Consider the following 17609-nt stretch of genomic DNA (forward strand, 5'->3'; position numbering starts at 1 on the left):
ACCCGTTCCGCAAAATGTTCCAGGATAAAAGAAACATCAGGTTCAGGATGGGCGAATTGCTGAAAGTGGTCCCCGAACAAAACAAAGTGGTGCTGTCATCGGGTGAGCTTGAATACGATTACCTGGTATTGGCTACCGGCACCGAAAGCAATTATTTCGGACTGGAAAATGTGAAGAGGAATGCTATCCCCATGAAAACAGTTAATGATGCGCTGGAAATGCGCAACTACCTGTTGCAGCAATTGGAAATAGCTACGGTTACCGCCGATAAAGCAGAAAGAGAGAAATTGCTTACCATTGTTATTGCCGGCGGCGGACCAACCGGGGTGGAAGTATCAGGTATGCTGGCCGAGATGAGAAAATTTATTATCCGGAAAGATTATCCCGAATTCAGGGGGGCCAAAGATCAAAGCCATATTTATCTGATAGACGGGAGCGCCCAGTTGTTATCGCCTATGAGTCAACAATCTCAAAAAGATACCTATAGCGCTTTATCAAAATTAGGAGTAGAGATCAAGCTGAACATACAGGTAAAAGATTATGCGGATGATACGGTTATCCTGTCGAACGGGGAGCATATTCAAACCAAAACGCTGATCTGGGCCGCAGGCGTTTCCGCTAAAACCGTGGATGGCATTCCTGCCAGCGCTTACGGAAGAGGCAAACGGCTTTTAACCGATGAATTCAACAAGGTACAGGACACAGCTAATATATATGCCATTGGCGATACATGCCTGCAAACCAGCGACCCGGGTTTCCCGCAGGGACATCCCCAGGTAGCTCAGGTAGCTTTGCAACAGGGGAAAAACGTAGCCCTTAATTTTATAAGAATGGCAGAACAAAAAGAACTCCGTTCATTCCGCTATGCCGACAAAGGCACGATGGCTATTATAGGCCGAAATAAAGCAGTTGCGGATATACCCGGGCCCGGGCTGCATTTTAAAGGATTTATAGCCTGGTTCCTGTGGTTGTTCATTCACCTCACCTCGTTGATAACGTACCGCAATAAAATAACCACCCTCTATAACTGGATGATAGCCTATTTTACAAAAGACCAGGCGTTGAGGATGATCATAAGACCGTTGAAAAAAGAATAACCGGCTTTAATCCATTAAATGAGGGATCCTTTCCCGCTCTTCGTCATACTCAAATTGCAACATGAGTGAAAACTGCAGGAAGTTTTTGCCGCCCCGCTTGTTGAGGGTATAATTATACTGGTTTACATACCCTGCCTGAACAGTGGTTACAGGAGTTAAGATATAGCCTGCCCCCGCAAAAAACCTGTTGCGTTCAAAATGAGGCACCTTGTTATTGAGAAAAACCTCATCGTATGCATTCAAATACAATGTTCCGGGCACCAGCCTGGCGCCATTCAGAGGCAGCATGGCATTCAACCGGTAACGGAAACGATTACGGTAACCGTCGGTCATCCATTTTTGTTCTGCACGGTAGCGGTGTTCAATTTTCAGGCGGTCAAGGTACTGGTTCATGGTAAGCTGCTGCCATATCCGGAATTCCTCATTACCGAAAGGTTTAACAAAATTACCCTCTCCGGCATAAGTGGCGTACCTGCCCACGCCCACCAGCACTGAAAAATTACTGTTGATGCTATAGCTAACGCCACCTTTGATCTCGTAATAAAAAAAATCGTCAAAAAACCTGTTCGATCTCGTCTGCAATTCTGTAAAAGCCTCCCACTTATCGTTTAAGCTCAATTGCGCATTTACCACATGCCAGGAACCCAGATCTTTATCCTGAGCAAAAACAAATTGAGAGAGAAGCAAGACAACTATTGTGACCTTTAATTTCATACCGGGAAATTTACAAAACCGCGATGCGTGGTATAGAGAAATAAATAAAAACCCTGCCGCAAAATGAACAGCAGGGCATAAAATTATTAAAAATGATCTTATATTCTGAAATGGGCGAATGCTTTGTTGGCATCGGCCATGCGGTGTGTATCTTCTTTCTTTTTAAAAGCAGCGCCCTCACCTTTGCTTGCGGCTATGATCTCATTGGCCAGTTTATCTGCCATTGTTTTCCCGTTCCTGTCGCGGCTATAGCGGATAAGCCACTTGATGCTAAGTGATATTTTACGGTCGGGGCGAACTTCTGCCGGAATCTGAAAAGTTGCGCCACCAATTCTGCGGCTGCGCACTTCCACACCAGGCGTAACATTATTCAATGCACGTTTCCATATTTCATACCCGTTTTCGCCCGAGATCTTTGAAACGCGGTCAATGGCGTTATAGAAAATATCGTAAGCAGTGCTTTTTTTTCCACCCCACATCAGGTTATTTACAAAACGGGTAACCAGTTTGTCGTTAAACCTGGGGTCGGGTGCTAATGGTAATTTTTTGGCTTGTGCTTTACGCATCTTGGTTAAATATTATTGCTCAATTAATTTATTGCCTGCGGCTATTTTTTGGTTTTTTCTCTTTTGGTACCATACTTGGAGCGGCTTTGTTTGCGATCCTTCACACCCGCAGTATCCAGGCTGCCTCTTACGATATGGTAACGAACACCGGGTAAATCCTTTACACGACCTCCCCTGATCAATACAATAGAGTGCTCCTGTAAATTATGCCCTTCGCCGGGGATGTAGGCAATCACTTCCACCTTATTGGTTAACCGCACTTTGGCAACTTTACGCAAAGCGGAATTGGGTTTTTTGGGAGTAGTGGTATATACACGCGTACAAACACCACGACGCTGCGGACAGCTATCCAAAGCCCTTGACTTGCTCTTTGCCCTGATGATTTCTCTACCTTTTCTAACTAATTGTTGTATTGTAGGCATTCTAACCTTTGATTTTTGGGAGGGCAAAGGTAAGCGGCTTGTTGGGAAATACCAAAATTTATAAGTTCAAATTATTAAAAACTCCGCCGGCTATTTGATTTCGCCGGTTGCCTGCACATTGGCGCCGTTCATTACTTTTACATAAAACCCCGATTTGTTGATCAGGTCGCTGTATTTTACCGGGAGATTAGACCCGCTGCTCATAACCGGGTTTATAACCAGTTTACCCGATTTTCCGTCAACAGTACCCAGATACGCAAACACCAGCTCATTATCGGCTTCATCCCTGGTGTTGATCACAGCATCAAAAGAAATTCCTTCCTGCCGGTAAGATTCGTTCAAAGAAATCGTTAATCTGGCATTCCCGTCCCTTAGCTGGTCAATGCGAAAACTACCCGCTTCCGCCTCACCGCCACTGGAATAATTAAATAGCTTATACTCCCTGAAGTCGAGCTGCGGGTCAGGGTCATTGTCGCTATCTTTAGCACATCCCCAAAACAGCCCCGCCAAAGAAATAAAAAACAGTACCCAAACTTTCCGGCCAGTGAATTGCTTTATCATAATATGTCGTTTGGCACCTATAGCTACAATTTCGTACCAGACTCATTATTTATATCATAATTAACTGTAAAAGAAAGCACTGACCTGGATATGCTGCATAAAAAAAAGCCATTCGTTACATGGCTTTTGTATGTTGCGGGGCTTTTTTTCCTCAGCTTTACACAGGGAACATCCAGTGATGGGTATCGGGCGATTTTCCCTGGCGGATGGCATCAAGCTTTTTCTTTATTTCCGCACTCAGCGTCCAGTCCTTTTCACTGAATTCCATCACATCATCCTTATATTTTACCTTTTGTATCATAGCTATGGTGGCGGCCGTTCCGGTACCAAATACTTCCTGTAATCTTCCCTCCCTATGTGCTTTAATTACCTCGTCAATATTAATGCGCCGCTCCTCCACCGGAACACCCATTTCTTTTAAAATAACAATTACACTTTTACGTGTTACGCCATCCAGTATTGTCTCTTCTTCCAGGGAAGGCGTTACCGCGGTATGGTCAATAACAAAAAATACATTCATCATGCCTACTTCCTGCAACCATTTGTGTTCAAAAGCATCTGTCCATAATACCTGATCATAGCCCTGCTTCTGTGCTTCTGTTGCAGCAATCAGGCTGCCGCCATAATTCCCGGCATTTTTTGCAAAGCCAACGCCGCCCGGGGCTGCCCGGGTGTACTTTTCTTCTACCAGTATGTTCATGGGTTTGGGGAAATAGGGCCCGGCGGGACTTAAAATAATCAGGAACTTGTATGTTTGGGAAGGGCGCACTCCCAGCATAGCATCGGTAGAAAACATAAAGGGCCTGATATACAGGGAATGATCCTTTTTAGCAGGTATCCATTTTTGATCCAGTTCAATGAGGCGGCGCATGCCTTCAATAAAAATCTCTTCAGGCACTTCAGGCATATTCATCCTCTCAGCAGATATATTAAATCGCCTGAAATTGTCAAAAGGCCTGAATATGAATGCATTGCCTTCCTCGTCTTTATAGGCTTTAATGCCTTCAAAAATAGCCTGCCCGTAATGCAATGCCGCCAATGAAGGCTCCAGCAATAAAGGCTGGTAAGGCCTGACCTCTACATTTGTCCACTTACCGTTCTCATATTCTGCTTCCAGCATATGATCCGTAAAATATTTTCCAAAAGGCAGGTTTTCCAGATCAATATCCTGCAGCTTGCTTCTTTCTGTTTTTGTAACCTGAATATCCATAGCGGCAATCATAAAACACTATTTTTGTTGCAAAGAAACGAAAAAACTTCGTGGCCGGAAGACCACTTGTAAATTTGTATGAGCCTGAAAAATGTAAAATTACCGGAAACCCTGATAGCAAACCTGTATACAGCCCCGCTTGCCGGTTTACAAAATACAGCAGGTGCTCCCACCTCAACTACAACCGGTTTAAAATTCCTGGGCTCCAATCAAAAACAAATCACCATCCTGGTTAACGTGAGTGATGCCACTTATCTTTCCGACAGATCATTTGCCTTTTTAACCGGCGTATTAAATGCCTGTAAATTGAACATGGCGGACGTAGCAGTTATTAACATAAATCAATATACAAACCATAATTACATTGAACTCAACAGCATAACCCAACCCAGGATCCAGCTTCTTTTTGGTGTATCACCCCGGGAAATAGGTTTACCCATTCATTTTCCTCATTTCCAGGTGCAGCCATATAACAACGTTGTTTATTTATGCGCGCCGGATTTAAACAGTATTGAGGAAGACAAGTCGCTTAAAACCCGGTTATGGGCAGGGTTAAAGTCCATTTTTCAACTTTAAATGCAATTCCAATGCAAAAACTTATTTTCGCTACCAATAACACCCATAAGGCAGAAGAGATCCGTTCTGTACTTGAAGGGCGGTTCACTATAACAACCCTTAAAGAGGCAGGCATAGATATGGATATTCCGGAACCCTTTGATACACTGGAAGAGAATGCACGCAAGAAAGCTGCTACTGTTTATCATTTAACCGGGATAAGCTGTTTTGGGGAAGATACAGGACTGGAAACCAATACGCTGAATGGTGAACCGGGCGTTAAAAGTGCAAGATATGCAGGAGAGGAAAGAGATTTTGCGGCAAACATTGAAAAGCTGCTGGATCAATTAAAAGGCAAAACAGACAGAACTGCCAGGTTCAGAACTGTTATTTCGTTAATACTCAATGGTGCTGAGCACCAGTTTGAAGGCATTTGCGAAGGCAGCATTACCGTTCAACCGCGTGGAGAAAAAGGCTTCGGCTATGACCCCGTATTTATACCGCATAATGCCAGCCGCACCTTTGCCGAAATGTCTTTACCGGAAAAGAACCAGTACAGCCATAGAAAGAAGGCAATGGAACAATTGATTCAGTTTTTAATTACGCAATAACCGCACTACCAGGTTGAACACATTAAAACAAAACAGGATAGGAGCAAATCGATCTTTATACGATTAAATGTCTGTGCAAAGCAACCATACCATGAGTGAAAGCGACTTAATTAAAGGTTGCCTGGAGGGAGATCGCCGGGCTCAGGAGTTCTTGTATCAAAGGTTTTCACCCAAAATGTACGGCGTTTGCCTTCGTTATGCCGGCAAAGCAGAAGATGCCCAGGATATTTTACAGGATGGATTTGTGAAAATTTTCAAAAATTTTCGTATGTACAGGGGCGAGGGTTCGTTTGAAGGCTGGGTAAGAAGGATCTTTGTAAATACGGCAATTGAACATTATCGCAGGCAGGCTAACCTGTACCCGGTTACAGAAAATCATGAGAACATGCTGGAGACAAAAGAGTTGTCTGCGTTTGACAGTTTAAGCGTAAAGGACCTGATGAAGATCATCCAGCAGTTGTCTCCGGGCTACAGAACAGTGTTTAACCTGTATGTAATTGAAGGCTATTCGCACAAAGAGATAGCGGAAATGATTGGCATCAGCGAGGGAACGAGCAAATCGCAACTGGCAAGAGCGAAGGGGGTGCTGCAGAATATCATTAAAACAAAAAAAACATCACCATAGTATTATCCTGACCCTGATCATGAAATGGAAAAATGAACTATACAATCATGAAGTCAACCCACCGGATCAAGTGTGGGCAAGGGTAGTGCATGACCTCGATAATGAATTCTTAGAATTTAAAAACAGGCTATACCATGCGGAAATTGATCCGCCGGATAACAGTTGGAAACTCATTCAACATTCCCTTGATGTCCCGTCTGCTGCAAACCGAAAAAGCTTCAACATAAAAAAAGTATTTCGCATAGCCGCAGCAGCAGCGCTTATCGGGATATCCTTTTTTACCGTTAATTACTTTATAGCCGGCAGCGATAATAGCAAAACTACAGCGGATAAAAAAACAGCCCCTGATACAACTTCAACTTATAATAATCAAACTAACCAGCCTGTTGCCAAAAACGAAGATAACACCAGTGTTCCGGTAACCGTTAAGTCTATGATCGCTTCGCACATTACACGCAAAAAACACGAAACCAATGCCAATGCTGTAACCGGGTTTTACAGCGAAGACAAAACCTATAGTGCTCCGCCTGTTTCATCAGTACCGGATGACAATACGGCTATCACCGACCGTTACGATCTGTACCAGACTGCAGCCAAACGCATCCGTAATTTAAAAGGAGAGGTAAAGGAAGATGTAAGCTTGCTCGATTTACCCAACAGTTATTTTTTAATGACAGGGCCCAATGGACAATCGGTAAGGGTTTCTTCCAAATTCAGAAATACCATTCAATACCTGAACGGCAGCAGCAATGAAGAATTGCTCGATGTTATTCTCAGGGAAAGCCGGTACTGGCGAAATCAGTTTAAAGAATGGAAGGAAGAAGTAGGTCATTCCACTTTCATTCCCTCCGCTGAAAACTTTATGGATATAGCCGAGCTGATGAAGCTGCTGCAACAGCACGATAACAAATAGGCCTGCTTCATTTCCGTGTTTATATTTGTTCAAAAAATAAAACATGCCGAGGATAAAGCTTGAACTGCCGGGGCACTTTTCTTTTTCCACTAAAATACCCGTTCGCATAACCGATATCAATTACGGCGGGCATGCCGGCAATGACAGCATCCTTGCAATGATCCATGAAGCGAGGATACAATTTTTGCAACAGTATGCTTACAATGAAAAGGATTTTGCAGGCGTTGGTCTTATTATGAATGATGTGGCTATTGAATTTAAAAAGGAATTGTTTTATGGAGATGTGGCAGATGTAGCCGTAACAGCAACGGCGTTTGAAAGAGTGAGTTTCGACATCGTTTACAAACTAAATACCCACAGAAACGGGAAGGATATCACAGTTGCCGCCGCTAAAACAGGTATGGTATGTTTTGATTACAACAGTAAAAAAATAACATCTGTTCCGGAAGAAGCAAGAAAAAAGCTATTGACAATTGAATTGAGGGAGCTACAGTAAAAAATAAAGTATTTAATTTAACTTATACAACCGGGCGCATTCCAAAATCAATGATCAAATTCATTTCTCCAGCCCTCCCCTTTTAATTTCCCTGCTTTTTTAAGCACTTCGGCTTCCATATTCTTTTTATATGCCGCCACTTTAACGCCAATTGCATGATCAAAGGCGCCGAGTATAGTGGCGGCAAGTATGCCGGCATTTTTAGAAGCGTTCAAAGCTACTGTAGCCACCGGTATACCGTTGGGCATTTGTAAAATAGACAAAACGGAATCCCACCCGTCAATAGAATTGGAAGACTTGACCGGAACGCCAATAACCGGCAACGTTGTAAGGGATGCCACCATGCCGGGCAGGTGTGCAGCACCGCCTGCCCCCGCAATAATAACTTTCAGCCCTCTTTCTTTTGCCTTTGAAGCATAATCCATCATGCGCACAGGGGTGCGGTGTGCCGATACCACCGTAAGCTCAAATGGTATATCAAAATCTTTTAAAATGGTAGCAGCATCCTGCATTACAGCCAGGTCGCTGTTGCTGCCCATAATAATACCTACAAGTGGTTGTATGGATGACATATTGCTCAGATTTTTTAGGCTTGAGGTATGAGCTGTCAGCATTCAGCGGTCAGCTATCAGCTCAGGTACGCTAACGATAAGCCGGCTTCTCACTTCTCACTTCTCACTACTCACTATTCACATTTCACTTCTCACTTCTCACTTCTCACTACTCACTACTCACTACTCACTTACCACCTTCAACACCTGCCTGATCCGGCTTTGCTTATAGGTGAGGTCGTTTCTGTCGGTACTTAAAACAGTAACATGCCCCATCTTTCTGCCGGGCTTTGTTTCTTTTTTTCCATAGATATGCACGAATACATTGTCCATTTGCAGCACATCTTCCAATCCTTCGTACTTTGCTATCCCGCGGTGGTTTTCTTCACCCAGCACATTTACAATAGCTGCGGGAAGGATCGGCGCGGTATTGCCCAGGGGATAATCTAAAATAATACGCCAGAGCATATCAAACTGTGAACTGTAATTTCCTTCTATGGTATGATGCCCGCTGTTGTGCACTCTCGGCGCCGTTTCATTTACATAAACATCCCCCGCTTTATCAATAAACAGCTCTACAGCAAAAATACCTGCGCTTTTTAATTCTTTCACTACTTTAAGCGCAATAGCTTCCACCTTCCACAAAATAGTTTCGGTAAGCTCGGCAGGGCTTATCTGGTAATCCAGCAGGTTCAGCTGAGGATTGAAAACCATATCCACCGGCGGATACAGGGCTGTTTGGCCTTTGTTGTTAACGGCAACGATCTGTGCAATTTCTTTATGGATATTGATTTTTTTTTCCAGTACGGCAGGCGCATCAAATCCCTTACCCATATCTTCTCCGGATGCAATAACCTGAACACCCCTGCCATCATAGCCTCCTGCGCTCAGCTTATGCACAGCCGGCAAAAAATCCGTATGCTGTGCCAGGTCCTTCAAAGATTGTGTAACAACAAATGCTGCCGAAGAAATATCATGCGATGCGTAAAATTGCTTTTGCCTGATCTTACTTTTTATGATCCGCAGCGCCGCCGTGCGGGGATAAACTTTTACGCCCTCCGTTTCAAGAGCCGCCAGGGCATCGTCATTAACGGATTCAATTTCAATGGTAACAGCATCCAAACCTTTCCCGAATTGATACACATCCTCATACTCCCGTATATCTCCTTTAACAAAATGATGACAGAGATGAGCCGCAGGACAACCTTCATCGCTCTCCATCACATAGGTTTCAACAGGATAGTTAGCGGCCGCCTGCAACAACATTCTGCCCAACTGGCCGCCGCCTAAAATTCCAACTTTCAGCATATGTGTTATTCAAATAAGGCGTGAAGATAATAAACAGATGGAAATGAAGGCTGAAATGAATCAGAGACTGGCATATTACAGCAATTTTTTCATAAAAATATGCCGGATCCTTAACAATCATTTCAGTTTTTCACCATTAAGTTTTAACAGGCGGCAGTAAAATAGATGACTGCATTTTACCGTTAAAGAAGGCTGGTGTTTTTAAACAGGTAAACAGTCACAGGAAAATGACTTATGCTTTTAAACAAGTCTGCAAACAACATACACCGGCAATTGGAAAGATATCAAAAACGAAGAACATCAAAAGAGAAATTTATAGTATCGTATTGTAATAAGCATGATATTTGCAAATAACAAGGGATGACCGGAAAATTATCATGGGATAACAGTCTCTCTTACGCTACAATCAATATTAAATGAATAAACTGAAATCCATTCTTGCAATATTCATTGTGTTCTTTTTTTTCGGCCCGGTAAGCGGGCAAAATTCATTCGTTGATTACCAAAAATCGTTTGCCAAGGTTGCCGATGTATTCCGCCGGAAAGAAGATACCCTGCGCAAACAATTTGAAGCAAAGGGACTGAAATGGCCTGCAAAATATATTTATATCCGCTCATTCAAATACGACAGCCAGTTGGAAGTGTGGGTAAAAAACAGCACCAGCGAATCGTTCAAGCTGTTTAAAACCTTTAAAATATGCGCAATGGCAGGCTCCCTGGGCCCCAAAAGAATGTCGGGCGACTACCAGGTACCGGAAGGATTTTATTACATCAATGAATTTAAACCCAACAGTACCTACCACCTGTCGCTGGGACTGAATTATCCCAATTCGTCAGACAGGATGCTGAGTGACTCCCTGTATCCGGGTGGTGATATTTATATTCACGGATCATGTGTAACGGAAGGCTGTATACCCATTACCAACGATCAAATTGAAGATTTATATGTAATTACCAGCTATGCCCGCGCCATGGGACAGGACTATATACCCGTACACATATTTCCCATACAATTCAACAATCCGCGAAGCGTAAGCTATCTGGAACGGTTCCTGAAAATTTACCGCAATTACAAAACGCTTACCGATAACCTGGAAGCGGCTTATAATTATTTTGAAAAATACAAACAGGTACCTGTAGTGATGGTTAATGCTAAGGGAGATTATCTTGTAGAAAACGTAGCGCCTGCTGAAAAAAAGGTTGATAAGGTACAAAGGACCTTACCGGAAAAGAAGATACCGATACCCGAAAGTGAACTGGCAAAAGTGGTGAATAATCAACCTGTCTATCCGGGGGGGCTTAAGGCCTTTCAAAGTTTTCTTGATGAAACGGGAAGAGAGCTTGCATCGCTTTTAGATGAAGGGCAAAGAGCCGCGTATCTTGTTGTTGATTATATCATTGATAAAGAAGGTAAACCTGTATATGCCCGTGTGGTAAAAGGTGGCAACTACGACATAAACGAAGTGGTTGAGAAAAAATTTGAAAATATGCCAACCTGGAAACCCGCCATACGCCAGGAACAACCCGTAGCTTTCCGATTAAAGCAAACCATGGTTATTGAGGCCACCCCGGGGTCGTAACCTGTTACAAGGCAGGACACGTACTGACCTCGGACCTGCGCAACTTCAACCCTGTAACCCGAAACTGTAACCTGCAACCTTTAGCCCTCCTGTATCATAATCATACTTCAGGTGTATCAAAACCGTACAGCTACCGCATGCCGATGCTTTGCAATAAGTTGATTTTCAACCTCTTTAATTCATGGCATTAATTTTATGCACTCAGGAGTTGAGTGTGGTGAGTAAATGCGCAATCAGAAGCGTACAGGCATATCTATATATAGGCAGTTTATCCATTACACCCGGTTCATTAAAAAATGATACGATGATAGAACTTACAAACATTGCAAAATCGGTTAATGCCGGTGGTCAGAAAACTTATATTCTCAAAGACATCAACCTTAAAGTAAACCAGGGCGAATTTATTTCCATAATGGGTCCTTCGGGCTCCGGCAAGTCTACCCTGCTGAATATTATAGGCATGCTTGATGACCCTTCCGAAGGTTACCACTATTTTATGGGGGATGCAGTGCATCTGCTGAAAGAAAAGCAACGGTCGCAGCTTTATAAAAAATACATTGGTTTTGTTTTCCAGGCTTATCATCTCATTGATGAGCTGACGGTTTATGAAAACATTGAAACACCACTCATTTACCAGAACATGAAATCATCTGAACGCAAAGCCATCGTTGCTGATGTGCTGGATCGTTTCCGGATAGTGGGCAAAAAAGATCTTTTCCCCACACAGCTTTCGGGAGGTCAGCAACAACTGGTAGGCATTGCCCGGGCATTGGTGGCCAACCCAAGCCTGCTGCTGGCCGATGAACCCACCGGCAACCTCAATTCCAAACAGGGTGAAGAAATAATGGATCTGTTCAAAAAGCTGAACGAGGAGGAAGGCGTAACCATTATACAGGTAACCCATTCCGAAAAAAATGCAGGATACGGCTCCCGGATCATCAACCTATTGGATGGAAGAATAGTTTGATTTGAGATTTGAGATTTAAGATCATAAAGAAATACCAACACATTAAACAGCAGGGATAAAAGCCGCTGAAATAAAAAACAATTGTGCAATGCGGAAGCTCGTATATATAGCAGGTACAGGATTATTGACATGCATTACGTGGATAAACGTTCATTCCCAGAACGGATCATTTTCATTGAAACAATGTGTGGAAACTGCACTGAACAATAATATACCCGTAAAACAAAATGAGCTGCTTATGCAATCGGCAAGAGCCGACTGGCAAAAGTCCAAAGCCAATTTGCTTCCCGATCTGAACGGGAACTGGGGTTATGGCTGGAACCAGGGACGCGCTATTGATCCTTTTACCAACGGCTATATTGATCAGCGCTTCTCTTCTTCGGGTGCCGGTTTAAACGCAGGGCTCACTTTGTTCGGCGGCCTGCAGTTACAAAACCTTATCCGTCAAACCGGATATGCCTATCATGCCAGCGAAATGGAATGGCAGCAATCCAAAGACAAACTTACACTGGATGTAATACTTGCCTATTTAACAGCGCTGAACAATGAAGACACCTGGAAGATCATGTCGGAACAGGCCGAAATAACCCGTAAACAGGTAGAACGGCTAACGGTTATGGTAAACGAAGGCGCCGTGGGCAGCTATATGCTGTCTGACATGAAGGGTCAGCTATCGGGCGATGAACTGGCTGCCATCAATAACTACAATGCATTGCAGGCTGCCAAACTGGAGCTCAGTCAGCTTATGAATATTCCCTATAACAAAGACATGCAACTGGAGAGGCTGCCTGAAGGAGAATTGCTGGAAATGTATCCAAACACCCCCGCCGAAATATACGCTGCTTCCCTGCAAAACCTTGCGCAGGTCAAAGCGGCCGACCTCAGAGTAAAAAGCACGGCAAAAGGCGTGCAGGTGGCAAAAGGGGGATACTATCCTTACTTAAGGCTCAATGGTAATCTCAATACGAACTTTTCCAGCGTCTCTGCGCGGTCGGTACCAACCACGGTTTCTGAAGTAAATACAGGACAATATGTACTCATTGACAATATCAAAAATCCGGTACTGGAGCAACAACAAAATTATACAGCGCAAAAAATATCGTACAACAGCCAGTTCAAAAACAACCTCGGAAGTTATATCGGACTTAGCCTCAGCATTCCCATCTTTAATAACCTGCAGGTAGCCACCAGTGTAAAAAAAGCAAAGCTCAGCGCAAAAAATGCCGTATACCAAGCCGAGAACACCAAACTTATCCTGAAACAAAGTATAGAAAAAGCATACCAGGACATGGCATCTGCCTATGAACGTTACAAAGTGCTGCAGGAGCAGGTTATCCAGTACAAAGAATCATTCCGTTCGGCAGAGATCCGTTTCAACCTGGGTACTATTGTTTCCACGGAATACCTGCTCACTAAAAACAATTACGACAGGGCCAGACTCAATCTCACACAAACCTGGTACGAATATATTTTCCGCACCCGGATACTGGATTTTTATCAGGGCAGGCTGGCATTATAGCTGGCAGTATGTTCCTCCCATGGTGAAATATGCTGAATTTTGAGATACGGACGGGGACTCCCATAAAATTTTCCCTTCATCCTTTGTGTACCCGCTTGCCGGAACGGGCAGGTTTTATGAATGAAAAATTTCACGTACGTTTGTTAAGAAATATACCTGCACGGAAGAAGTTATCTTTATGGTAGAGGAGAGCCCTGAAGGAGGTTATACAGCCGGGGGATTGGGCGTATCTGTTTATACACAAGGGTAATACGATGGAAGCCTTAAGAAGTGCTGTGGCAGCGTGCTGTACGCTACCATTATGAGAATGGAAAGAAAAGGATTATCCGCTTACATATTGTTAAAGAAGAAGTTATTGCTGCATGAAAATTTCCCGCGACCTTAGCAGGCCGGACCTCGTGAAGTACTTTAAAACCATAGTGATACCCCATAAGCAGGCAAACCGCCAGTCATATACGCTTAACGACCGGCAAAAATGGTGAGCTCCATATTACTATCCCCAATCATGATCCACTCAAAATCCTTCCATTATCAACGACGTAGTGCAGCATTTCGATAAAACAAAAGGAGAAATCCTGCAGCACCTCTTTGGCTAAGGCTAAGCCAAAAACTTTCTCTTATTTATTATACATTTACAGCAAATAATACAATTGTTATGCACAACAACACTATAGTGAAAAACACTTTCCTGTTTTTTCTACTTTCTATAAACATTGTATTTGTTCAGGCCCAGATTAGCCCTTCGGCCAGGCTTCCGGTTGACACGGCCGTTACCATTGGCAAACTGGCGAACGGGCTAACCTATTATATCCGCCCCAATAACAAGCCCGAACAAAAAGTAGAGCTCAGGCTGGTGCTTAATGCAGGTTCCATTAATGAAGACGATGACCAGCTCGGACTGGCGCATATGGCTGAGCATATGGCTTTTAACGGCACCAAAAATTTTAAAAAAAATGAGATCATCTCCTTTCTCCAGGAAATAGGCGTTGGCTTCGGAAGCGATCTTAACGCGTCCACCTATTTTGACCAGACGATATACATTTTACCCATTCCTACCGATAAGCCCGGGAACCTGGAGAAAGGATTCAGCGTGCTGGAAGACTGGGCGCATAATGTAACCTACTTAGACGAAGACATAGACAATGAACGTGCGATCATTCTGGAAGAAAGCCGTTTGGGAAAAGGAGCCGGAGAAAGGATGTTCAAAAAGATATTGCCCAAGCTACTGATCGGGTCGTTATACGCTGAACGTTTGCCCATAGGCAAAGACAGCATTATTAAAAATTTTAAACACGATGCCATACGCCGGTTTTATAAGGAATGGTACCGGCCCGAACTGATGGCTGTAATTGTTGTAGGGGACATTACAAAAGAAAATGCCCTGGCGCTGATAAAAAAACATTTCGGCGGACTGACCAATCCCCCCGGAACACGCCCGCGTGTGCAACCCCCTCTGCCTGCATATACAAAAGATGATGCAATAGTAGTTACCGATAAAGAAGCTACCAGTTTCCAGGCGATCGTTGAATATCCCGCTTACAAATCAGACACAACCGTTACTTACAACGACTATAAAAAAGAGCTGGTAAAAGACCTGTTCGTGACCATGCTGAACAAACGCATGCAGGAGCTTACCCAACAGGCGAATCCGCCCTTTGTATACGGTGGGGGTTCGTTCAGTGGCATTGCCAGAGGATATGAAAATTTTGAGCTGTATGCAGTTTCGGGCGACAGGGAACCTACCAGCGCTTTGCAGGCAGCCCTGGAAGAGCTGGAGAAAGTTAAACGATTTGGGTTTACGGCGCCGGAACTGGAAAGAGCAAAAAAAAATATGCTGGCTGCTTATGAAAAAAGCTATAACGACCGGGACAAAAGAGAATCATCCGATTTTGTAGAAGAATATATTCAGCATTACCTGCAGGGCGCCCCCATTCCCGGTATTGCTGCAGAATATAAGATGGCGAAGGATTTTTTACCGGCCATCGGTCTTGAAGATGTGAATGCTGTTGCCAACATTTTAAAGGGGGATCAGAATGTATTTGCGTTTATTATGGGACCGCAGAAGGAAGGAGTACAATTGCCTTCTCCCGACGCACTTTTACAAACAGTAGCGCTTGCAGAAAAAGCGGAGGTAAAACCTTACGAAGAAAAGGTGATAGCCACTGAATTGCTGGCTGTATTACCTAAAGCAGGAAAAGTAACCGGCAAAAAAAACAATGCGCTTACGGGCACAATCGAACTCACCTTATCAAACGGTGTTAGCGTTACCCTCAAGCCTACCGATTTCAAAAATGACGAGATACTGATGACGGCATCCCGGTACGGAGGAACAAGTAACTATGGACGGACCGATAAATACAATGCTGCTTATGCTTTGCAGGTAGTAAATGCCATGGGTTATGGCAGCTTCTCACCCACAGACCTGCAAAAGGCATTATCCGGTAAACCCGTATCGGCAAACCCGTTCATTGGCGCCACTACCGAAGGCATCAATGGCAGCTCAACAGTAAAAGACCTGGAAACGATGTTTCAACTGGCATACCTCAAATTAACGGAACCCCGCAAAGACAGCGGGTTGTTCAGGTCTTTTATACAAAAAAACAAATCGCAGCTGGCTCTATTAAGCGCCAATCCCCAGGCTTCGTTTATTGATACAGCCTTCAGGGTTTTTTATAACAATAACCCGCTGGCGCCTATTCATGTGCCAAAGGCAGCTTATTTCGACAGCATACAGGCAGACAGGGCTTTGGCTATTTACAAGCAACGCCTGGGAGACGCCGGGGGCTTACACTTCGTTTTTACCGGTAATTTTAAGGAAGAGCAGATCATTCCGCTAATTGAAACCTATATCGCAGGCTTGCCGGCAACTGGCAGAAAAAACAATTATGTTGATCAGAAAGTAAGACCGATAAGAGGAAAGAAAGAACTAACGGTTTATAAGGGCGAAGAGCAAAAAAGCCTGATCCTGTCTTTTTATTACGGCGACATTCCGTACAATGAAGATCTTGCGCTAAAAGCCAGCGCCCTCACTGAAGTGCTCAATATCCGCATTATCGAAGAGTTAAGAGAAAAGGTACAGGGTATTTATGGCGGTGGTATTTATGGAGGACTGAACAAAGCGCCTTATCCTTCTTTTCAGTTGGTGGTGCAGTTGCCCTGCGGCCCGGAAAAGGCAGACACACTCCTGAAAGCCATGCAAAACGAAATAAATGCCATTATTAAGAACGGGCCGAGCGAGCAAAACCTCAATAAAGTGAAGCAGCAATGGCGTGAATCGCACAAGCAGGAGATGAAAGAGAACGGTCCCTGGTCCAGCCACCTGTTAGCGGCAAAAACAGAAGGCAAAAACATTGACCGCTTTATTCATTTTGAGCAGTATATCGATAAATTAACCACCAAAGATGTACAGGAAGCTGCACGACTGTTACTGAACGGCAAAAATCATTATACAGCCATCCTTATGCCCGCTGATGCAAAAATGAAGTAAGACATTTGCCCGGAGGAGGAAAAGTATTTGGGGCTGTCTCAAAAGTTATGTTATGTTTTGCCACTAAGACCCGCCTTTTGAGACAGCTTCTTCTTTAAAGCCAAATGAAGCTACGGTAGTTTTGTTCCTTCATAAATATCCTGCAGGGGTATGGTAAGATCAACTACGGGGATTGCCAGTACTTCATTTACTGATCTGTATTCCTCCAGTTCCCAGTGACCGGAAGCATTTATGCGAAAAGCTTCAATGGCAATGCTTTCCGAATCAATAAGGATATATGCTTTAAGCGTAAGAATATCACGGTAAAGCCGGAACTTTTCACCACGGTCATAGCCTTTGGTGGAAGGCGACAGTATTTCAATGATCACCGTTGGTTCAATGGCATAATCATCGTTTTCTTCTTCGATTATATCGCGACAGATAATTG

General features: G+C 43.8%; 18 protein-coding genes. 10 read left to right on the forward strand and 8 right to left on the reverse strand.

All coding sequences use genetic code 11. The annotated features are described in order from the left end of the window. Positions 1 to 1097, forward strand: a 1097-nt coding sequence (locus PLH26_RS11290; protein WP_324586122.1) for an NAD(P)/FAD-dependent oxidoreductase, incomplete at its 5' end; no start/stop codon positions are given. 6 nt (positions 1098 to 1103) lie between these two features. Here PLH26_RS11290 and PLH26_RS11295 read toward each other — a convergent pair. The 5 genes from PLH26_RS11295 to PLH26_RS11315 form a co-directional block, all read right to left on the reverse strand. Then, positions 1104 to 1811, reverse strand: a complete 708-nt coding sequence (locus PLH26_RS11295; RefSeq protein WP_324586123.1) for a DUF2490 domain-containing protein — start codon at positions 1809 to 1811, stop codon at positions 1104 to 1106. A gap of 98 nt (positions 1812 to 1909) precedes the next feature. Further along, positions 1910 to 2377, reverse strand: a complete 468-nt coding sequence (rpsG, locus tag PLH26_RS11300) for a 30S ribosomal protein S7 (RefSeq protein ID WP_324586124.1) — start codon at positions 2375 to 2377, stop codon at positions 1910 to 1912. A gap of 41 nt (positions 2378 to 2418) precedes the next feature. Beyond that, positions 2419 to 2799 carry a 30S ribosomal protein S12 gene (gene rpsL / locus PLH26_RS11305; RefSeq protein ID WP_324586125.1) on the reverse strand — a complete coding sequence of 127 codons (381 nt, stop codon included), beginning with the start codon at positions 2797 to 2799 and terminating at the stop codon, positions 2419 to 2421. 90 nt (positions 2800 to 2889) lie between these two features. Then, positions 2890 to 3360, reverse strand: coding sequence for a hypothetical protein (locus tag PLH26_RS11310; protein ID WP_324586126.1), 471 nt, complete (start codon positions 3358 to 3360; stop codon positions 2890 to 2892). Between the two features lie 157 nt (positions 3361 to 3517). After that, positions 3518 to 4582: a branched-chain amino acid aminotransferase gene (locus PLH26_RS11315; RefSeq protein ID WP_324586127.1), complete on the reverse strand. Its 1065-nt coding sequence runs from the start codon at positions 4580 to 4582 to the stop codon at positions 3518 to 3520. A 66-nt stretch (positions 4583 to 4648) separates the two neighbouring features. Here PLH26_RS11315 and PLH26_RS11320 point away from each other — a divergent pair, with 66 nt between their 5' ends. The 5 genes from PLH26_RS11320 (at position 4649) to PLH26_RS11340 (ending at position 7770) form a co-directional block, all read left to right on the forward strand. Continuing rightward, positions 4649 to 5146 (forward strand): hypothetical protein, encoded by a 498-nt coding sequence (locus PLH26_RS11320; RefSeq protein WP_324586128.1) that lies wholly within the window; start codon positions 4649 to 4651, stop codon positions 5144 to 5146. Positions 5147 to 5157: 11 nt separating this feature from the next. Then, positions 5158 to 5736: an RdgB/HAM1 family non-canonical purine NTP pyrophosphatase gene (rdgB, locus tag PLH26_RS11325; RefSeq protein WP_324586129.1), complete on the forward strand. Its 579-nt coding sequence runs from the start codon at positions 5158 to 5160 to the stop codon at positions 5734 to 5736. Between the two features lie 67 nt (positions 5737 to 5803). Continuing rightward, positions 5804 to 6361 carry an RNA polymerase sigma factor gene (locus PLH26_RS11330; RefSeq protein ID WP_324586130.1) on the forward strand — a complete coding sequence of 186 codons (558 nt, stop codon included), beginning with the start codon at positions 5804 to 5806 and terminating at the stop codon, positions 6359 to 6361. A 19-nt stretch (positions 6362 to 6380) separates the two neighbouring features. Next, the gene (locus PLH26_RS11335; RefSeq protein ID WP_324586131.1) at positions 6381 to 7274 is read left to right on the forward strand and encodes a hypothetical protein; all 894 of its coding nucleotides are present in this window, start codon (positions 6381 to 6383) and stop codon (positions 7272 to 7274) included. A gap of 43 nt (positions 7275 to 7317) precedes the next feature. Further along, the gene (locus tag PLH26_RS11340) at positions 7318 to 7770 is read left to right on the forward strand and encodes an acyl-CoA thioesterase (protein ID WP_324586132.1); all 453 of its coding nucleotides are present in this window, start codon (positions 7318 to 7320) and stop codon (positions 7768 to 7770) included. A 47-nt stretch (positions 7771 to 7817) separates the two neighbouring features. Here PLH26_RS11340 and purE read toward each other — a convergent pair whose 3' ends face one another. Continuing rightward, positions 7818 to 8342, reverse strand: coding sequence for a 5-(carboxyamino)imidazole ribonucleotide mutase (gene purE / locus PLH26_RS11345; protein WP_324586133.1), 525 nt, complete (start codon positions 8340 to 8342; stop codon positions 7818 to 7820). 162 nt (positions 8343 to 8504) lie between these two features. Next, positions 8505 to 9629: a 5-(carboxyamino)imidazole ribonucleotide synthase gene (locus tag PLH26_RS11350; protein ID WP_324586134.1), complete on the reverse strand. Its 1125-nt coding sequence runs from the start codon at positions 9627 to 9629 to the stop codon at positions 8505 to 8507. A gap of 416 nt (positions 9630 to 10045) precedes the next feature. Here PLH26_RS11350 and PLH26_RS11355 point away from each other — a divergent pair, with 416 nt between their 5' ends. From PLH26_RS11355 to PLH26_RS11370, 4 genes are all read left to right on the forward strand, one after another. Continuing rightward, positions 10046 to 11209, forward strand: coding sequence for a L,D-transpeptidase family protein (locus PLH26_RS11355; RefSeq protein WP_324586135.1), 1164 nt, complete (start codon positions 10046 to 10048; stop codon positions 11207 to 11209). Between the two features lie 304 nt (positions 11210 to 11513). Then, on the forward strand, positions 11514 to 12176 hold the full coding sequence (locus PLH26_RS11360) for an ABC transporter ATP-binding protein (protein WP_324586136.1): 663 nt from the start codon (positions 11514 to 11516) through the stop codon (positions 12174 to 12176). 88 nt (positions 12177 to 12264) lie between these two features. Continuing rightward, a complete protein-coding gene (locus PLH26_RS11365; RefSeq protein ID WP_324586137.1) occupies positions 12265 to 13695 on the forward strand; it encodes a TolC family protein in 1431 nt (476 codons plus the stop codon). A 655-nt stretch (positions 13696 to 14350) separates the two neighbouring features. Beyond that, the gene (locus tag PLH26_RS11370; protein WP_324586138.1) at positions 14351 to 17182 is read left to right on the forward strand and encodes a M16 family metallopeptidase; all 2832 of its coding nucleotides are present in this window, start codon (positions 14351 to 14353) and stop codon (positions 17180 to 17182) included. Between the two features lie 110 nt (positions 17183 to 17292). On the opposite strand, the gene PLH26_RS11375 is transcribed toward PLH26_RS11370, so the two are convergent. Continuing rightward, a partial coding sequence (locus PLH26_RS11375) for a Uma2 family endonuclease (RefSeq protein WP_324586139.1) occupies positions 17293 to 17609 on the reverse strand: 317 nt, incomplete at its 5' end.

This window comes from Agriterribacter sp., from assembly GCF_035444585.1.
In the GTDB taxonomy this organism is placed as follows: domain Bacteria; phylum Bacteroidota; class Bacteroidia; order Chitinophagales; family Chitinophagaceae; genus Agriterribacter.